This is a genomic window from Stenotrophomonas sp. PvP093 (assembly GCF_017876915.1).
Classification (GTDB): Bacteria; Pseudomonadota; Gammaproteobacteria; order Xanthomonadales; family Xanthomonadaceae; genus Stenotrophomonas; species Stenotrophomonas muris.
This window is the reverse complement of the sequence record NZ_JAGIOX010000001.1, coordinates 58,498-74,382: the sequence shown is the minus strand read 5'-3', so window position 1 is coordinate 74,382 and position 15,885 is coordinate 58,498. Positions and strand designations below refer to the sequence as shown.

18 protein-coding genes are annotated in these 15,885 nt (G+C 68.2%); 5 read left to right on the top strand and 13 right to left on the bottom strand.

Annotated features, from left to right (window positions below; genetic code table 11):
• Positions 1 to 14 precede the first annotated feature (14 nt).
• Entirely contained in the window at positions 15 to 704 is a 690-nt protein-coding gene (locus J3A72_RS00340) for an ABC transporter ATP-binding protein (protein WP_004137569.1), read from the bottom strand.
• Positions 705 to 806: 102 nt separating this feature from the next.
• Positions 807 to 2,054, bottom strand: coding sequence for an efflux RND transporter periplasmic adaptor subunit (locus J3A72_RS00335; protein ID WP_075076381.1), 1,248 nt, complete (start codon positions 2,052 to 2,054; stop codon positions 807 to 809).
• Between the two features lie 202 nt (positions 2,055 to 2,256).
• Here J3A72_RS00335 and J3A72_RS23145 point away from each other — a divergent pair, with 202 nt between their 5' ends.
• The 3 genes from J3A72_RS23145 to J3A72_RS00325 are packed head-to-tail and all read left to right on the top strand — an operon-like array spanning position 2,257 to position 4,204.
• Complete coding sequence (locus tag J3A72_RS23145) at positions 2,257 to 2,385, top strand: hypothetical protein (protein WP_257473236.1); 129 nt, start codon at positions 2,257 to 2,259, stop codon at positions 2,383 to 2,385.
• Positions 2,382 to 3,605: a sensor histidine kinase gene (locus J3A72_RS00330; protein ID WP_032956229.1), complete on the top strand. Its 1,224-nt coding sequence runs from the start codon at positions 2,382 to 2,384 to the stop codon at positions 3,603 to 3,605. The genes J3A72_RS23145 and J3A72_RS00330 overlap by 4 nt, the downstream gene beginning before the upstream one ends.
• Positions 3,602 to 4,204 carry a response regulator transcription factor gene (locus J3A72_RS00325; RefSeq protein WP_014645643.1) on the top strand — a complete coding sequence of 201 codons (603 nt, stop codon included), beginning with the start codon at positions 3,602 to 3,604 and terminating at the stop codon, positions 4,202 to 4,204. The genes J3A72_RS00330 and J3A72_RS00325 overlap by 4 nt, the downstream gene beginning before the upstream one ends.
• Positions 4,205 to 4,750: 546 nt before the next feature.
• On the opposite strand, the gene J3A72_RS00320 is transcribed toward J3A72_RS00325, so the two are convergent.
• The 10 genes from J3A72_RS00320 to J3A72_RS00275 all read right to left on the bottom strand — a co-directional run bounded on the left by J3A72_RS00320 (position 4,751) and on the right by J3A72_RS00275 (position 13,256).
• On the bottom strand, positions 4,751 to 5,287 hold the full coding sequence (locus tag J3A72_RS00320; RefSeq protein WP_075076380.1) for a cytochrome b: 537 nt from the start codon (positions 5,285 to 5,287) through the stop codon (positions 4,751 to 4,753).
• The gene (locus J3A72_RS00315) at positions 5,284 to 6,387 is read right to left on the bottom strand and encodes a catalase family peroxidase (RefSeq protein ID WP_075076379.1); all 1,104 of its coding nucleotides are present in this window, start codon (positions 6,385 to 6,387) and stop codon (positions 5,284 to 5,286) included. The genes J3A72_RS00320 and J3A72_RS00315 overlap by 4 nt, the downstream gene beginning before the upstream one ends.
• A 136-nt stretch (positions 6,388 to 6,523) precedes the next feature.
• Positions 6,524 to 7,891 carry a M17 family metallopeptidase gene (locus tag J3A72_RS00310; protein ID WP_075076378.1) on the bottom strand — a complete coding sequence of 456 codons (1,368 nt, stop codon included), beginning with the start codon at positions 7,889 to 7,891 and terminating at the stop codon, positions 6,524 to 6,526.
• Positions 7,892 to 7,894: 3 nt separating this feature from the next.
• The gene (locus J3A72_RS00305; protein ID WP_014645647.1) at positions 7,895 to 8,614 is read right to left on the bottom strand and encodes an HAD-IA family hydrolase; all 720 of its coding nucleotides are present in this window, start codon (positions 8,612 to 8,614) and stop codon (positions 7,895 to 7,897) included.
• 74 nt (positions 8,615 to 8,688) lie between these two features.
• A complete protein-coding gene (locus J3A72_RS00300) occupies positions 8,689 to 9,156 on the bottom strand; it encodes a hypothetical protein (RefSeq protein WP_032961458.1) in 468 nt (155 codons plus the stop codon).
• A 91-nt stretch (positions 9,157 to 9,247) separates the two neighbouring features.
• The gene (locus J3A72_RS00295) at positions 9,248 to 10,357 is read right to left on the bottom strand and encodes an AI-2E family transporter (protein WP_049441853.1); all 1,110 of its coding nucleotides are present in this window, start codon (positions 10,355 to 10,357) and stop codon (positions 9,248 to 9,250) included.
• A gap of 67 nt (positions 10,358 to 10,424) precedes the next feature.
• Positions 10,425 to 10,880 carry a hypothetical protein gene (locus tag J3A72_RS00290; protein WP_014645650.1) on the bottom strand — a complete coding sequence of 152 codons (456 nt, stop codon included), beginning with the start codon at positions 10,878 to 10,880 and terminating at the stop codon, positions 10,425 to 10,427.
• Positions 10,877 to 11,347 carry a phage holin family protein gene (locus J3A72_RS00285; protein ID WP_014645651.1) on the bottom strand — a complete coding sequence of 157 codons (471 nt, stop codon included), beginning with the start codon at positions 11,345 to 11,347 and terminating at the stop codon, positions 10,877 to 10,879. Before J3A72_RS00285 ends, J3A72_RS00290 begins: the two co-directional genes overlap by 4 nt.
• 8 nt (positions 11,348 to 11,355) lie before the next feature.
• Positions 11,356 to 11,721: a hypothetical protein gene (locus J3A72_RS00280; RefSeq protein ID WP_004153835.1), complete on the bottom strand. Its 366-nt coding sequence runs from the start codon at positions 11,719 to 11,721 to the stop codon at positions 11,356 to 11,358.
• A gap of 101 nt (positions 11,722 to 11,822) precedes the next feature.
• On the bottom strand, positions 11,823 to 13,256 hold the full coding sequence (locus J3A72_RS00275) for a Do family serine endopeptidase (protein ID WP_014645652.1): 1,434 nt from the start codon (positions 13,254 to 13,256) through the stop codon (positions 11,823 to 11,825).
• A 490-nt stretch (positions 13,257 to 13,746) separates the two neighbouring features.
• On the opposite strand from J3A72_RS00275, the gene J3A72_RS00270 reads away from it, so the two are divergent.
• Positions 13,747 to 14,628: a histone gene (locus tag J3A72_RS00270; protein WP_075076377.1), complete on the top strand. Its 882-nt coding sequence runs from the start codon at positions 13,747 to 13,749 to the stop codon at positions 14,626 to 14,628.
• A gap of 107 nt (positions 14,629 to 14,735) precedes the next feature.
• Complete coding sequence (locus J3A72_RS00265; RefSeq protein ID WP_014645654.1) at positions 14,736 to 15,422, top strand: hypothetical protein; 687 nt, start codon at positions 14,736 to 14,738, stop codon at positions 15,420 to 15,422.
• A gap of 15 nt (positions 15,423 to 15,437) precedes the next feature.
• On the opposite strand, the gene J3A72_RS00260 is transcribed toward J3A72_RS00265, so the two are convergent.
• Entirely contained in the window at positions 15,438 to 15,797 is a 360-nt protein-coding gene (locus J3A72_RS00260; protein WP_014645655.1) for a DUF1428 domain-containing protein, read from the bottom strand.
• Positions 15,798 to 15,885 lie beyond the last annotated feature (88 nt).

Here is a 15,885-nt window from a genome sequence, read left to right as displayed (position 1 = left end):
CGCCGTGGCCTCCGTCAGTGGGCCAGCGGCGCGTCGGCCAGCTCGCCCTTGTCCAGGTGCACCGTGTGCGTGGCGTACTCGGCGGCCTTCGGGTCATGGGTGACCATGATGATGGTCTTGCCATGCTCCCGGTTGAGCTGCTGCAGCAGGCCGAGGATCTCCTCGGCGGACTGGCGGTCGAGGTCGCCGGTCGGTTCGTCGCAGATCAGGAAGGTCGGGTCGGAGACGATCGCCCGGGCGATTGCCACGCGCTGCTGCTGGCCGCCGGACAGTTCATTCGGGCGGTGGCTGCGGCGGTCGGCCAGGCCGACCAGGGTCAGCGCGATCTCGGCGTTGCGGCGGCGCTGCGCCGCATTGAGGTGGGTCAGCAGCAGCGGCAGTTCCACGTTCTTCTGCGCGGTCAGCATCGGCATCAGGTTGTAGAACTGGAACACGAAGCCGACGTGGTGGCTGCGCCAGGTCGACAGCTGGCCGCCGCTCATCTGGTCGATGCGCTCGCCCTCGATGCTGATCTCGCCGCCGCTGGGGTTGTCCAGGCCGCCGATCAGGTTGAGCAGGGTGGTCTTGCCCGAGCCGGACGGGCCCATCAGCGCGACGAAGTCGCCGCTGGCGATGTCCAGGTCGATGCCGTGCAGCACCTGCACTTTCTCGGGGCCACGCTGGTAGGTCTTGGTGATGTTGCGCAGTGAAACCAGGGTCGACATGGGTGGTTCTCCACGGAAGGCGGGAAACGGGGAAGCGCCACGGCAGGGGCCGCAGGCGTGCGTCGAGCGGTGCTGCCGGCGGCGCCGGTGGGCGCCAGGCCGCTACTGCGCTTGTTTCTGTTGCACCTTGGCGCCATCGCGCAGGCTGTCCGGCGGGTTCAGCACCACCGATTCACCTGCGCTCACGCCCTTGAGGATCTGGCGGTCCTTGCCCATCGCCTGGCCGGCCTCGACCGTGCGCTGCTGCACGCGGCTTTCGTCACCCAGCACGAAGGCAACCGAGGCGCCCTCGCGCTGGACCACGGCGCCCGCCGGCACGCGCACGCCCTGCGGTTTGGCGGCCGCCTGCGGCTGCGCCTGCTCCAGGAAGCTGACGCGCACGCCCATCTCCGGCACGATGCGCGGGTCCTTCACCTTCAGCGCCACGCGCACCTTCACCGTGGCCTTGCCGCGGTCGGCGGTGGGGATGATGGCGATCACCTCGCCCGGAATCTTCCACTCCGGATAGGCGTTGAGCGTGGCTTCGACCGGCATCTTCGGCTGCACGCGGCCGATGAAGGCCTCGCCGACCTCGACTTCGATCTCCAGCGAGTCCATGTCGACGATGGTGCCGATGCCGGTACGGGTGAACCCACCGCCCGCCGACAGCGGCGAGACGATTTCGCCGGGCTGCGCGGCCTTGGCAGTGACCACGCCGGAGAACGGCGCGCGCACGATGTTGTTGTCCACGCCCAGCTCGGCGATGGCCAGCTGGTCGTTGGCCACCTTGACGTTGCGCTGTGCGGTGTCCAGCTGTGCACGCAGGCTGTCACGCTGGGCCACCGCCTGGTCGTACTGCGAGCGCGACACCAGCTGCTGGCCGACCAGTGCCTGCAGGCGGCTGGCTTCAGCGGCCGCCTGCCTCTGCTGCGCTTCCAGCCCGGCCACCTGGCTGCGTGCGGCCTGCAGCTGCGAGGCATACAGGCTGCGCTGCGCGTCGGCATCGATCGGGTCCAGGGTGGCCATGATCTGGCCCTGTTCCACGCGCATGCCTTCCTCGATCATCACCTCGCGCACCTTGCCGGTGATCTTGGCCGATACCGTGGCCATGCGCCGGGCGACCACGTAGCCACTGGCATCGAGCACCGAACTGCTGGCGCTGCCCTGCTGGATGGCCACGGCGGGGGCGGTTTCCACGTCCACTGCCGGCGTACGCCCGAACAGGGCGAAGCCGACAGCGGCCAGCAACAACACGACCACGATGATCGCGATCCACAGCCAGCGGCGGCCACCGCCACTGCCGCCGGAGGCGGGCGGCGGCGATTTGCGGTCGATACGGAGTTCCTTCAACAGCTCGGCAGAAGCGTTCATTCGTTCCATCACAGGCGTTTGGGCGGGTGTGGCCGGAAGGGCGGACGGCGGCGGTTCCGGCGGTGGAGCGTGCGGCACAGCATGCAGGCAGGCACAGCGATGACGGCAGTGACAGCTGTCACCCGATGACACTGACGGCGGCAACTGCGAAACGTGACCACGGCGGCACAGGATGGCAACGTCCCCGCTACCGGTACCGCCCATGGATCCGATCACCCCGTCGCTGGCCCGCCACAGCCGCGCCGCCAAGCGTACCGTGATCCGCGCTCGGTTGCGCCGGTGCCGCCCGGCCGGTGGTGGCGCCTGCGCGCAGGCGGCTGAACTGGCATGATCGGCGGCGATCGTCCCCGCCTGGAACCGCCCGTGCCGTCGACATGGCTTGCCTCGCTGCTGCGCCCCGCGCCGGACTCGGCGGTGGCCGATACGCTGCGCCGGGGAAAATCGCCCTGGAGCGAGGCAGTCCACCTGCTGTGGTCGGTGTGGATCTTCCTGACGCCCTTGCTTGGCCACGGCTTCACCCTGCGCTGGCTGCTGCTGACGCTGGCCAGCTATCCGGTGTTCCTGCTGCTGTACGCCAAGGTGATGGTGGCGCCGCGCCATCACGCTCCGCGCTATGCGCTGGGCCTGATCGCGATGTCGCTGGTGCTGCTGCCCTGGTATCCGTCCGGGCTGACCTACTTCGTGTTCGGCTGCGTGCTGCTGCGGGTGAGCGGACGCGGTGGCTGGTGGCAGTATCTGCTGCAGCTCACTGGCCTGAACCTTCTGTTCTGCAGCCTCGCGCTGCTGTTCCAGTACCCGTGGCAGAGCCTGGTCTGGATCCCGGCCGTGTCCTACATCGTGGGGCTGGTCGTGAACGTGGAAGCGCTCAACCAGCAGAAGGATGCGGCACTGCAGCTGTCGCAGGACGAGGTGCGGCGGCTGGCGGCCACTGCCGAGCGCGAACGCATCGGCCGCGACCTGCATGATCTGCTCGGCCACACCCTGTCGCTGATCACATTGAAGCTGGAGCTGGCGCGCAAGCTGCACGACCGCGGCGACGCGCGCGCGCGGCTGGAGATCGGCGAGGCCGAGGCCATCGCCCGCGAAGCGCTGGCACAGGTGCGCAGCGCGGTTACCGGCATCCGCGCCAGCGACCTGGCCGGTGAGCTGGCATCGGCGCGGCTGCTGCTGGAATGCCAGCAGGTCCACCTTCAATACGCACCACCACCGGCGATGCCGGTGGATGTCGAACGCGGGCTGGCGCTGGTGCTGCGCGAGGCCGCAACCAATATCGTGCGCCATGCACAGGCGACACAGGCACGGGTGGAGTTCATGCTGGAGGGACGCATGCTGGCGATGCAGATCCGCGACGATGGCCGTGGCGGCGTGCAGGCCGAGGGCAACGGGCTGAGCGGCATGCGCGAACGCGTGGCCGCCCTGGGGGGCAGCCTGCAGGTACAGTCCGCAAAGGGCGAGGGCACGCGACTGACCGTGCGCGTGCCACTGGCTGCCGCGACCACACCGTTGCCGCCGGGAGCGCCGCCGTCGCTGGCACAGGACGGTGCCGCATGATCCGCATCCTGCTGGCCGAGGATCAGGCGATGGTGCGCGGTGCACTGTCGGCGTTGCTGGGCCTGGAGCCGGATATCGAGGTGCTGGGCAGCGCCGCCGATGGCGAAACCGCGTGGCGGATGCTGCAGCAGCTGCAACCGGACATCCTGGTCACCGACATCGAGATGCCCGGCCTGTCCGGGCTCGAGCTTGCCCAGCGCATCGCGCGCCACGAGCTGCCGATCAAGGTGGTGATCGTGACCACCTTCGCCCGCGCCGGCTTCCTGCGCCGCGCGCTGGAAGCCGGCGTGCTGGGCTACCTGCTGAAGGATGCACCGGCCGAGAACCTGGCCGATGCCCTGCGCAAGGTGAAACAGGGCATCCGTGCGATCGACCCGCAGCTGGCACTGGATGCGTGGTCGCAGGCCGATCCGCTGACCGACCGCGAGCGCCGCGTACTGCGGCTGGCGGGCGAGGGCCGCACCGCCAGCGAGATCGCCGAGCAGCTGGGGTTGTCGCACGGTACGGTGCGCAATTACCTGTCCGAGTGCATCGGCAAGCTGGGCGTGGCCAACCGGATCGAGGCGTACCGGCTGGCGCGGCAGAAGGGGTGGTTGTAGCGGATCATTTCCGCGCCTGCGGAGAGGTGTCACTTTCTTTGCTCGTGCAAAGAAAGTAACCAAAGAAACACGCCGCCAGAGCGCGAGCCGTCGCTACGCGACGGTTCCCTGCGCTTCTCGGCGAATCAGGGGACGGCGCCGAACTCGCTGCGCTCAGACACCGGCGCCTCTGCGCCCCTGATTCCCCTGCGATGCTCGGCTCGCTCAAGGCGGACCCAAGGTCAAGAACCACAGCTGCACGACGATATTTGGTAGCGCCGGGCCGTGTCCGACGAGTGAAGCGGCCGCTTTCGCCTTTGATCTTGAGTCCGCCTTCAAGCGAGCCGAGCACCGGAGGTCCGGCGAGGGCGAAGAGGTGCGGGTGTCTGAGCGCAGCGAGTTCCCGCGCCGTCCCTCGACGGACCGAGGAGCGCAGGGCACCGGCGTGCGAAGCACGCCGGCTCGCGGCCGGCGGAGCGTTTCTTTGGTTACTTTCTTTGCGCGCAAAGAAAGTGACACCCCCCGCGGTCGCGGAAACAATCCGCCGGGAACGCCCGGCGAATCCTTTCAATCCTTCCCGCGCGCCATCGCCTGGAACACCCCGTCACGCCGCACCCACAGGTGGAACAGCGCCGCACCCACATGCATCAGCACCGTGGCAAACAACACATAGGCCAGCAGGCTGTGCGCATTGCGCAACGCGGCATACAGCGCCGGGGTATGCGGCACGATCGGCGGCAGGTGCAGGCCACCCCACAGCACGATCGGGTAACCGCCGGCCGACAGCATCGCCCAGCCGATCAGCGGCATCGCCAGCATCAGTGCGTACAGCATCCAGTGCGAGGCCTTGGCCGCCATCACCTGCCACACAGGAAGATCCGCCGGCAGCGGCGGTGGGCGATGACGCAGCCGGTTGTACAGGCGCAGCAACACCAGTACGCCGATAGTGATGCCCAATGGGCGGTGCAGGTCGATCAGCATCGGCCGCAGGTGCAGCGAGGCGACCATGGTCACGCCAATGAACAGCATGGCGATGATCATCAGCGCCATGGACCAGTGCAGCACCCGCGCCAGCAGGTTGAAGTGGCCGTTGCCGGTGCTCATCGTACGGCCTCCTTCCGTTGCTCGACGTTGCCGGTGGCGCGCTCGCGTTCGCGGCGGTTGAAGGACTGCGAATACACGGCCGAGCGGGCCGCCAGGATCGGATCGTCACTGCCACGCACGCCGCTGGGCAGGATCAGCGGATCGAAATTGATCTGCCCGCAGGCGCCCTGTTCCTGCGACTGCATGCGGTCCAGGCTGAGTACGCCGGCCACTACCTGGTCACGCGATTCGGGCCACGGTACCGACGGATCATCGATGGCATCGCCCGGCTCGGCGGTGGTCACGACCAGGTTCCAGCGCACCGGGCCGCTGGCCAGGCGCTGCTGCAGTTCCTGGCTGAGGAAATCGACGCTGGCCTGCTTGCGGGTTTCCGCATCCATCTCCACCACCGGCGCCTGCGGCTGCCAGCGCCAGCGCACCGCGCGCTTCTGGCCCTGCGCATTGGTGAACCAGAAGCTGTTGACGCTGTTGAAGGTGGTGTCGGCCCAGCTGCTGGTCCACGGCGCGGTCTTGGCCCACTGCTGGAAAGCCTGCGCACTGGGGTATTTGGCCAGCACCGCGGCCATCTTCTGCGGATCGGGCTTGCCGGTGGCCGGGTCGGGAATGGAGGCGCGGGTCTGCTCGTAGAACGCCTCTGCGCTGGGCACGGCGAAGAACGGGAAGCTGTTCATCGCCATGCGCCATTCCTGGCCATCATCGCTGACCATCTGCACCGCGAGGCTGCGCACGCGTGCGGTGTTGTCGGCGCCGTAGGGGTCGCCGCCGCCGATCGACAGGCGGCCCATCACTGGCACGCGGCGTTGCGAGAACACCCGTGCGCTGGACAGGGTGGGGGCCTGCGCGCTGGGTTCGAACCAGCCGCTCACGCAGATGCCCTTGCTGTGCGCGCGGCGGAAGCCCGGGTGGGCCGGGCCGGTGGCCTCGATGGTGTCGGTGAAGCGCTGCGCGGTCAGGCGGTTTCCAATCCAGCCGGCCAGCCAGGCGAAGGCCAGCGCGACCGCACCCAGAATGAGTGCGATCAGTGCGATCCAGAGCAGGGGTGAATGCTTGCGTGGCGCGCCCGGCGTCTGGCCAGCGCGGGTGTAGCGGAAGAGCGACATGGTCGGAGTCCTGCCTTCACGGAGCGTGTGGGTGGTCGACCCACACATCCTCGCAGAACCCGGCCGGGGCCGAAATTCAATTTTTCGTCAGATTTTCCGGGGACGGGGTGCCGACCAACGGTCGGCACCCACCCGATCAGCTGTAGCGCTGCTTCAGCATCGCCCACGCCGAGCGCAGCGCCAGCGCTTCGCCACCGGCCGGACGGCCCGGGCGCTCGCCGTCGTTCCAGGCATACACATCCAGGTGCGCCCAGCGCTGGCCGTCTTCCAGGAAGCGTTCCAGGTACAGCGCGGCGGTCACCGAGCCGGCCATGCGCGAACCGGCGTTGGCCAGGTCGGCGATGCCGCTGCTCAGGTAGCGCAGGTAGGGGCGCCACAGTGGCATGCGCCAGACCGGGTCGCGGGTCGCGTCACCGGCCTGCAGCCACTGCTGGGCCACCGTGTCGTCGTTGCTGAACAGTGCCGGCAGGTCCGGGCCCAGTGCGATGCGCGCGGCACCGGTGAGGGTGGCGAAGTCCAGCACCAGGTCCGGCTTCTGCTCACCGGCGAAGGTCAGCGCATCGCACAGGATCACGCGGCCTTCGGCATCGGTGTTGTCGATCTCCACGCTCAGGCCCTTGCGGGTGGCGATCACTTCGCCCGGGCGGAAGGCATCGGGACCGATCGCGTTTTCCACCGCCGGCACCAGCAGGGTCAGCCGCACCGGCAGCCCACGTGCCATCACCAGGCCGGCAAGGGCCAGTGCATGCGCGGCGCCACCCATGTCCTTCTTCATGTTGCGCATGCCGTCGGCCGGCTTGATGTCCAGCCCGCCGGTATCGAAGCACACGCCCTTGCCCACCAGCACCAGCGCCGGGTCGGTTTCCCTGCCCCAGCGCAGCACGACCAGACGCGGCGCACGATGCGAAGCGCGGCCCACGGCGTGGATGGCCGGGAAATTCTGCTTCAGCAGTTCGTCGCCGGTAATCGCCTCGACCTGCGCACCATGTGCATCGGCCAGCGCGCGCGCGGCGTCTTCCAGCTGCTGCGGGCCCATGTCTTCGGTCGGGGTGTTGACCCAGTCGCGCACGCGCAGGCTGGCGGCGATCAGGTCGGCCACCTCGCCGGATGGCGCCGCTACCAGCTGGGCCGGCGCGCGGTTGCGCTTGCGGTAGCGGTCGAAGCGGTAGCTGCCCAGGCCCCAGCCCAGCTGCAGCAGCGCCCGTTCGGCGGCCGGCAGTTCGCTGGCCAGCTGCCACACGCTGCCTTCCGGCAGCGCGTGCGGCGCATGCGCATAGCTGTAGGCATCGGCACGATCACCCACGCCCATCACGGCACCGGCCAGGCCATCGGCGCCCGGCAGCAGTGCCACGCTGTGGGCGCCGGCGTTGAAGCCCTGCGATGCCAGCCACGCCTGCGTGGCAGCCGGCTGGCTGTCCTTCCAGGCGGCGAACTGCTCGCGGTCCAGCACGTACAACGGCAGCGCCGCAGCGGTGTCGGCGGTGAAACCAGTGATCTCGCTCATGCGTCAGGTACTCCGGGGTGCGGCGGCGTCGAGGTTGGCATCCAACCAGTCGGCCAGGCCGGTAAGGGTGTCGAACTGCAGGTCCGGCTGCAGCTGCGGATGGGTCCAGGTGGCTGCGTCGCGGTTGATCCAGCAGCCGCGCAGGCCGGCGGCAATCGCCCCGGCCACGTCCATGTCGGCATGGTCGCCGACGTGCAGCACCTGTGCCGGTGCCACACCCAGGCGGGTGCACGCGGCATGGAAGATGCTGGCTTCGGGCTTGGCCGCGCCGTGTTCGCGCGAACCCAGCTGGAAGGCGAAATGATGGGCCAGGCCGATCCGCTCCAGGTCGGCGTTGCCGTTGCTCAGCGCCGCCACCGGCACCCGTGCGGCAATGCGCGCCAGCGCGTCGATCGCATCGGGATAGCACTCCACCTGGTTGCGCGCGGCGTAGAACACTTCATACGCAGGCTCCAGCAGATCGAGGCTGGCACCGCTGGTGTGCAGTGCTTCGTGCAGGGTCAGCCGGCGCAGCGCACTCAGGTCGTGGTGGAGGTACGGATGGGCGTGGTACAGCCGCTCGCGCAGTTCGCGCATGGCCTCCACCGGATACATCGCGGCGGTAGCGGGGCTGTGTTCGCACATCCAGGCGTGCAGGACCTGTTCGATGCGGGCGCCGATCGGAGCGAACGGCCACAGCGTGTCGTCAAGGTCGAGGGTGATGGCTTGGACGGGGAAATTCACCTCACCATTCTACCCCTGCCCGCGCGGGCTTTCATGCGACGCGGCGGGCGGGTGGGCACTGTGGCTGGGCCGGGTCAGCGCAGGTTGTACGAGCAGGCGATGGTGGTCTGGCCGTCGAACTGCTGCACGTCCAGGTTGTGCCGCCCAACTTCCTTCGTGTAGGTGCCTGCTACCGGGTCGGACATCTTCGCCAGTGCCGCGACCTGTTCCACACTGGCCGAGCTGAAGTACGCGGTGAAACTGTCGATGCCATCCTCGCCGCTGTCGCCGTCATAGGACTGCAGCCGGTTCACGGGCTGGCCCAGCACCATCAAGGGCGTGGTCAGCCGGAACTCGCCGCTGGATTCGCCGTCCTGCGCCCTTGCCGGGGCCGGTGCCAGCATCCGGGCCATGGCGTCGAACTGCATGGGCGTGAGGTGCCGCTTGCAGGTAACCGCCTCAGCAAGCTGGGTGCGCGCCTGATCGGCAGTCGGCGGCGTCGCGGCGAACGCGGGAGCGGCAATGCAGGCCAAGGCAAGGCAACGCGTGGCGAGAGAGTTCATACGAGCGGATCCATCCGGGTAGGGCGCCATAGTCTGCCACTTCGTCCCTGTTTCTGGTTCCGCCACCTGCGTCCATCCGTTGTTGATGCCGTCACTCCAGCAGGCGTGCCCAGCCCTGCATGCCATCCAGGCGTGCCAGCACCAGCTTGATGCACACCAGCAGCGGCACTGCCAGCAGCAGCCCGATCATGCCCCAGGCCCAGCCGAACACCATCAGCGCCAGGATCAGCACCAGCGGCGACAGCTTCATGCGCCGGCCCAGCACGATCGGGGTCACCATCTGCCCTTCCAGGGTGTGCAGGCCCAGGTAGGCGGCGGCCGGCAGCAGGGCCTGCAGCGGGTCGCGGAACTCGACGAAGCCCATCAACAGCATCAATGCCACGCCGATCAGCGGGCCCACGTACGGGGCGAAGTTCAGTAGTGCAGCCACCGTGCCCCACAGCAGTGCTTCCTGCAGGCCGATGCCGAGCAGCATCAGCACGCCGGCGAACACCAGCCCGACCAGGGTGTTGATGACGCTGATGGTCAGCACGTAACGCGAGACCTCCCGTTCGATCGAACGCAGGATGTCGGTGGTGAACCGCTGCTGCTGGCGGTTCGGGAACAGGGCGATCGCTGCGCGCTGCAGGCTTTGCCCGTAGATCATGAAGAACAGGGTCAGCAGCACCACCGCCAGCACCGACGCGGCCAGGCGCGGTGCACGGGTCAGCATGCGATATGGATCGTCCAGCTGGGTGCGGATCACCTGCACCTTGTGGTTGCTGTCACCGCCGGCCACGCGGGCGAAGTTTTCCGCCGCCTGGTTGGCCTGCTGCACCGGCTTGGTCAGGTCCTGCACCTGCCGGGCCACCTTGCGCAGCTGCTGCGGTGCTTCCTGCGCCCATTCCATCGCCGGACCGATCAACTGCACCGCCAGCGAACCGGTCACGCCCAGCCCGGCGCCGAGGATCAGCAGTGCGCCCAGCGCGCGCGGAATCCACAGCTTCTGCAGCAGGCGCAGGATCGGGTTGCCGACCAGTGCGAAGAACACCGCCAGCAGCACCGGCAGGATGATGTCCTGCGCGGCCCACAGCGTGTAGCCCACCGCCAGGGTGGCCAGGACCACCAGCGACATCGGCCCGCGTGGACGCGACGGGGGCGGCAGCGGTGCCTCCGCACCCTGCGGATCGGCTGGTGACGGGGACAGGAGGGACTCGCTCATCGACGCACCAACCGGGAAGGGGAGCGCATTATCCGCCGGCCGCGATCGGCGCGGCGGAGTGCATGGATCAACGTTCGGACAGCTCGGTGGCGGCTTCGGCCGGGCGCGGTTCGCGCGGTTCCGGTTCGGGTTCCGGGCGGGGGGCAGGTGCCGGCCGTGCGTTGGCGGCGGAGGCCGCCGCCTGTGCCTGTTCGCTGGCATCGTCGGCTTCTTCGGCCGCGTCGTCGGCGGTCGCTGCAGCCTGTGCCGCCATCGCCGTGGCAAACGCCGCCTGGGCACTGGCGAACAGGTTCGAGACCGAACCGACCATCTGCAGCCAGCGCGCACCGTTGACCTTGCCGGGCACTTCCAGCTTGCCGGCGATGAAGCCACCGGCCAGGCCGACCACCACGATGCGCAACGGCGACCAGCCCTTTCGCCAGACGTCGCTGAGCGTGGACCAGTGGTCCTGGGTCTCGCCCAGGCGCACGGTCACCACCTGTTCGCAGCGTTTCACCCGCCGCTGCAGCGCGCCGAACTTCATGGCTTGCCCTCGGGCAGCTGCACGCCGGCATCGGGGTCGTCTTCGCTGGGCTCGTCGAACAGGCCCAGGCGTGACAGCTGGCGCCGGGTGGCATGCATGCCGGTGTGGTGGAAGAAGTAGGACACCCGCCAGATCGCGTAGCCGGTGACGGCCAGGCTCAGCAGCGAGGTGATCAGCAGCGCCTGCAGCCAGCTAAGGCCCCAGCTCTGCAGCAGGGCGATGAGGGTGGCCGCCATCAGCAGCCAGGCCGAGGCACCAAATACGATCGCCACGCCGGCCCAGGCCAGCGCACGGCCGAAGGCACTGCGGGCCAAGGCGAAGTCGGCCGAGGCCAGCCGGCGCAGCGAGCGCACGGTGTGCTTGGCCGAATCGGCAGCGGCACGACCGGCCGCGCCGACCTGGCGGATGCTCTCATCCAGCGGCGGGGTGGCCGCCGGATCAGGGGCTTGCGCGTTGTCTTCGCTCACGCCGCGGCTTACTTGTCGCTGCTGCCGCGGGCCAGCTTGGCGATGATCCAGCCGGCAGCGAAGGCGACGCCGAACGATGCCAGCGGACGCTCACGGATCAACTCGGCGGCGCTGTCGATCAGGTCCTTGCCCTTGTCCATCAACGCGTCAACCTGTTCCTTGGCAGCGGCACCACCGAATTCGGCGGCGGCCAGGCCAGACAGTGCGCTGTCGGACAGTTCGGCCTTGACGTTGGCCTTGCCGATGCGCAGCTCGTCGGTCGCGGCACCGGTTGCGCCCTTGATCGCACCGCCGGCGGCCGTGGCGGCCTGCTTCAGGTGGGAACCGGCTTCACCCAGGTGTTCCTTCAGGTTCTCGGTATTGGTGGGGCTCATCGAATCACTCCTGTTGCGATGGGGGAACGGGTGTCGGCGGTGCCGACCTGGACTGACAGCAATAGCATTGCCGGGGTATAGGGGGTGTTACGGCGGGGCGATCAGCGCATCACGAGCTGGCCCTGCTGCTGGCCATTGTTGCGCAGCACGCGCACCACCAGGGTCGGCGGGCGCTGCTGGAAGTTGGCACGCCAGCTGGCCAGGTCGGCGAATTCACCCACGGTGGCGTCGGTGATGATGTCGCCCTGCTGCAGGCCGTTGCTGGCCGCGCGGCTGCCACGCTTGACCTCGCTGACCAGCACGCCGCCAACACCCGACTGTCGCAGCGACTCGGGCAGGTCGACGAAGGTGGCACCGGTCAACCGCGGGTCCAGGCTCTCGCCGGTGACCGCACGCGCCTGTTCCTTCAGCGTGGCCTTGATCTGCACGGGCTTGCCTTCGCGGCGTACGTCCAGCGTCATCGGGCTGCCGACCGCAGCCAGGCCTTCCACGTTGTGCAGGGCTTCGGCGCTGTCCACGCGTTGGCCGTTGGCCGAGACCACCACGTCGCCCGGCTTCAACCCGGCCGCGGCGGCCGCCGAACCGGCCAGCACGCGGGTGATCAGCGCACCGCGCGTTTCGCCCAGGCCCAGCCCCTGCGCGATCTGCGCGGTCAGGTTCTGGCTCTCCACGCCCAGCGTGCCGCGTACCACCACGCCGTGCTTGACCAGCTGGTCGACCACGCTGCGCGCCAGGTTGGACGGAATCGCCAGGCCCAGGCCGATGTTGCCGGCCATGCTGCCCTGCGGGTTGAAGCTGGCGGTATTGATGCCGACCAGCTGGCCCTGCAGGTCGACCAGGGCGCCACCGGAATTGCCGGGGTTGATCGACGCATCGGTCTGGATGAAGTTCTGGTAGCCCAGGCCACGGATGCCGCTGCGGCCCACCGCCGAGACGATGCCCGAGGTGACCGTCTGGCTGAAGCCGAACGGGTTGCCGATGGCCACCACGAAGTCACCGACCCGCAGCTGGTCGCTGTTGCCGAGCTTGATGTCGGTCAGGTTCTGCGCCGGGATGCGGATCAGCGCGATGTCGGTATCGCGGTCCGAACCGAGGAACTCGGCCTTCACCGTGCGCCCGTCGGCCAGTGTCACCTGCACGTCATCGGCGTTGTCGATGACATGGTGGTTGGTCAGCACCAGGCCTTCCTTGGCGTCGATGATCACGCCCGAGCCCAGCGATTCGTTGATGCGCTCCTGCGGGATATCCGGGAACAGGCGGCGGAAGAACGGGTCGTTGAAGAACGGGTTGCGCACGCGCACCACCTGCTTGGTGTTGACGCTGACCACGGCCGGCATCGCCTTTTCCAGCATCGGCGCCAGCGAAGGCACCGCCTGTCCGGCCACCGCGGCCGGCAACGCGGCGGTGGTCGGCAGCACCGCTGGCAGCGGTGCTGCATCGGCACGGTTGTCCAGGTGGGCATTGATGCCGGTGGCAACGAAGCCACCGAAGGCGGCGGCGATTGCGAGCGTAAGCAGGGTGGGAAGCGGTCGCATGGTTGTCGGTTCGCTGGCGTGGGTGGGGGCGGTTCGGCCCTACGGTAAAACAAGCTGAATGAGTGTGTCGCGATCTGGATAAATGCGCCATGAAAACCGCAGGCCGCGAAAGGCGAGTGAGGAGGCTGACAGCATGGCTGTGGCGACACCGCACAGGCGACGCCTGCACCACCGAAGACGATCGCCGGGGGCGCCGACACAGACCGATACCTGCGCAGTTCCGCGCAACCGGGTGCCGCAATGCGCCACAGCACGCATCGGATGCCGCGTCCGTGCAACGGCACGCAACGGCCATCTTCGACCACGCGCTTGCTGTGGCGTAGTCCTTAAAAAAAGGGGTTTCCTGTGAACCCGCCGCTTCCGCGGCAGTGGTGGGCTACACCATGGCCGTCGCATCAGATGCGATTGCGGGCGCGTGCCCCGTTCCACGATCGTCAATGTCGGTATAGCATCGCCCCGTTTTGATACTTAAGGCCCCCAGGAGGGCAACATGAGCAACGGTAATGGTGTGTCGGTCGTGACCGACGCTGTCGAGAACGTCAAAGAAGCCGCCACCAACGTTGGCGAGACCATCGCCCACGCCGCCGAAGACGCCGTGAAGTCGGTCAAGAAGACCGTCAAGCGCGCCACCAAGGCGGCCGGTACCCGCGTTGCCAAGGCCAAGAAGGCCGTGGCCAAGGTCGAGAAGACCGTTGCCAAGAAGGCCGACAAGGCCGCCAAGTCGGTCGGCAAGACCGTTGCCAATGCCAAGAAGAAGCTGGAAGCGGCCAAGAAGAACGCCAAGGCCGAAGCCGCTGCCCTGAAGAAGGAAGTGGCCAAGAAGAAGGCCGCTGCAGGCAAGGCTGTGACCAAGAAGACCGCTGCCGCCAAGAAGGCCACCAAGGCTGCCGGCAAGAAGGTCGCCACCGTGAAGAAGGCCGCCACCAAGAAGGCCGCCGTCGCGAAGAAGACCGTTGCCAAGAAGACCGCGGCCGCCAAGAAGGTGGTCGGCAAGAAGGTCGCCACCGCCAAGAAGGCTGTGGCCAAGAAGACCGTCGCCGCCAAGAAGGTCGCCGGCAAGAAGGCCGTGGCTGCGAAGAAGGTTGTCGGCAAGAAGGTTGCCGCCACCAAGAAGGTCGCCACCAAGAAGACCGCGGCCGCCAAGAAGGTTGTCGGCAAGAAGGCTGCCGTCGCCAAGAAGGCTGTTGGCAGGAAGGCCGCCGTCGCCAAGAAGGCTGTCGGCAAGAAGACCGCCGTCGCCAAGAAGGCGGTGGGCAAGAAGGTTGCCGCCACCCGCAAGACGGTCGCCAGGAAGGCTGCGCCGCTGAAGAAGGTCGCCGCCAAGAAGGCTCCGGCCAAGAAGGCCGTGCGCAAGGTCGCCAAGCGCAAGTAATCGCGCCGTGACCGAAGGCCCTGCCACCCACCGGGTGGTAGGGCCTTTCGCGTTTCTGGGGCGCTACCTGGGGCAAGATGCAGGTTCTTCCCGCCGGAGCCCCGACCATGCGCGGTATCGACTTCAGTTCCTGGCAGGGCGTGCTGTCCACGTTGGCCGGCCTGGTCCTGATCACCCTGCTCGGCGTCGGCATCCGCCTGCTGGTGATGCAGACCCTGCAGCAGCGCCGCGAGCGCGAGAACCGGCAGATCAACGAACGGCTGCGCACGCTGATGGCCGCCTACAAGACCCTGGGCGGTTCGTTCACCGGCGAGCTGGGCGTGGATCCCAGCCATCGTCGCGACCTGCGCCAGCGCGAAGATGCCGACGGCATCGCCGAGCCGCGCTCGGACCGTGCGCGGCGCATCCGCGATGCGGTCGAGGCCGCGCTGTCGGACATCCTGCTGCTGGGCACCGACGAACAGGTGCGGCTGGCCACGCGTGCCGCCAACGAACTGGCACAGGGGCGCCCGGTGCATACCCACGAACTGGTGGTCTCGCTGCGCGACTTCGTGCGCGAAGCGCTGGATCTGGCCCCGATTCCGGCCGATCTGCAGATTCCACCGCAGGGGCCGACCCGGCCCGTTGCCAGTGGTGGCGGCAAGGGCCGTAACGACGGCGATGCCAAGGGCGGCCGTGCAGGCGGTGGCGGTGGTGGTGGAATGGGCGCCGGCATGGGCGGCATGGGCCTCGGTGCCGGCGCCGCACTGGGCGCCGGCCATGCTGCTGCCAGCGATGAAACGGACGCGCGCTGAGCACGTCCGCCGGGTTCAGCGCGTCAGCTCGTAGAGCGGCACGAAGCCGCCGTAGATCATCCGCGCGCCGTCGAACGGCATCGGATTCTTCGTTGGATCAAACCGCGGGTCCTCCATCATCTTCTTCATGCCGGCGTCGCGGGTCGGCTTGTCCGGCCATTCGATCCAGGAAAACACCACCGTCTCATCCGGCGTGGCTTTCACCGCGCCGAAGAAGTCGGTGGTCTTGCCGTGCGGCACGTCATCGCCCCAGCACTCGACCACGCGCAGCGCGCCGTACTCGATGAAAACGGGATCCCCTGTGCGTGCATGGGCGAGGAACTTCTCCTTGTTGGCGGTGGGCACCGCCAGGACGAAACCGTCGATGTAGCTCATTGCCTGCCTCCGGATGGACCGTGCCACATGCACGGCCTTCAGGTACACGACGAACCAGCGCGTAGGGAATCGACATCCCGCGTGCGCC

Coding starts and splice junctions, on each gene's coding strand:
- J3A72_RS00340 (WP_004137569.1), bottom strand. CDS start 704: ATGTCGACCCTGGTTTCACTGCGCAACATCACCAAGACCTACCAGCGT.
- J3A72_RS00335 (WP_075076381.1), bottom strand. CDS start 2,054: ATGAACGCTTCTGCCGAGCTGTTGAAGGAACTCCGTATCGACCGCAAA.
- J3A72_RS23145 (WP_257473236.1), top strand. CDS start 2,257: ATGGATCCGATCACCCCGTCGCTGGCCCGCCACAGCCGCGCCGCCAAG.
- J3A72_RS00330 (WP_032956229.1), top strand. CDS start 2,382: ATGATCGGCGGCGATCGTCCCCGCCTGGAACCGCCCGTGCCGTCGACA.
- J3A72_RS00325 (WP_014645643.1), top strand. CDS start 3,602: ATGATCCGCATCCTGCTGGCCGAGGATCAGGCGATGGTGCGCGGTGCA.
- J3A72_RS00320 (WP_075076380.1), bottom strand. CDS start 5,287: ATGAGCACCGGCAACGGCCACTTCAACCTGCTGGCGCGGGTGCTGCAC.
- J3A72_RS00315 (WP_075076379.1), bottom strand. CDS start 6,387: ATGTCGCTCTTCCGCTACACCCGCGCTGGCCAGACGCCGGGCGCGCCA.
- J3A72_RS00310 (WP_075076378.1), bottom strand. CDS start 7,891: ATGAGCGAGATCACTGGTTTCACCGCCGACACCGCTGCGGCGCTGCCG.
- J3A72_RS00300 (WP_032961458.1), bottom strand. CDS start 9,156: ATGAACTCTCTCGCCACGCGTTGCCTTGCCTTGGCCTGCATTGCCGCT.
- J3A72_RS00295 (WP_049441853.1), bottom strand. CDS start 10,357: ATGAGCGAGTCCCTCCTGTCCCCGTCACCAGCCGATCCGCAGGGTGCG.
- J3A72_RS00290 (WP_014645650.1), bottom strand. CDS start 10,880: ATGAAGTTCGGCGCGCTGCAGCGGCGGGTGAAACGCTGCGAACAGGTG.
- J3A72_RS00280 (WP_004153835.1), bottom strand. CDS start 11,721: ATGAGCCCCACCAATACCGAGAACCTGAAGGAACACCTGGGTGAAGCC.
- J3A72_RS00275 (WP_014645652.1), bottom strand. CDS start 13,256: ATGCGACCGCTTCCCACCCTGCTTACGCTCGCAATCGCCGCCGCCTTC.
- J3A72_RS00270 (WP_075076377.1), top strand. CDS start 13,747: ATGAGCAACGGTAATGGTGTGTCGGTCGTGACCGACGCTGTCGAGAAC.
- J3A72_RS00265 (WP_014645654.1), top strand. CDS start 14,736: ATGCGCGGTATCGACTTCAGTTCCTGGCAGGGCGTGCTGTCCACGTTG.
- J3A72_RS00260 (WP_014645655.1), bottom strand. CDS start 15,797: ATGAGCTACATCGACGGTTTCGTCCTGGCGGTGCCCACCGCCAACAAG.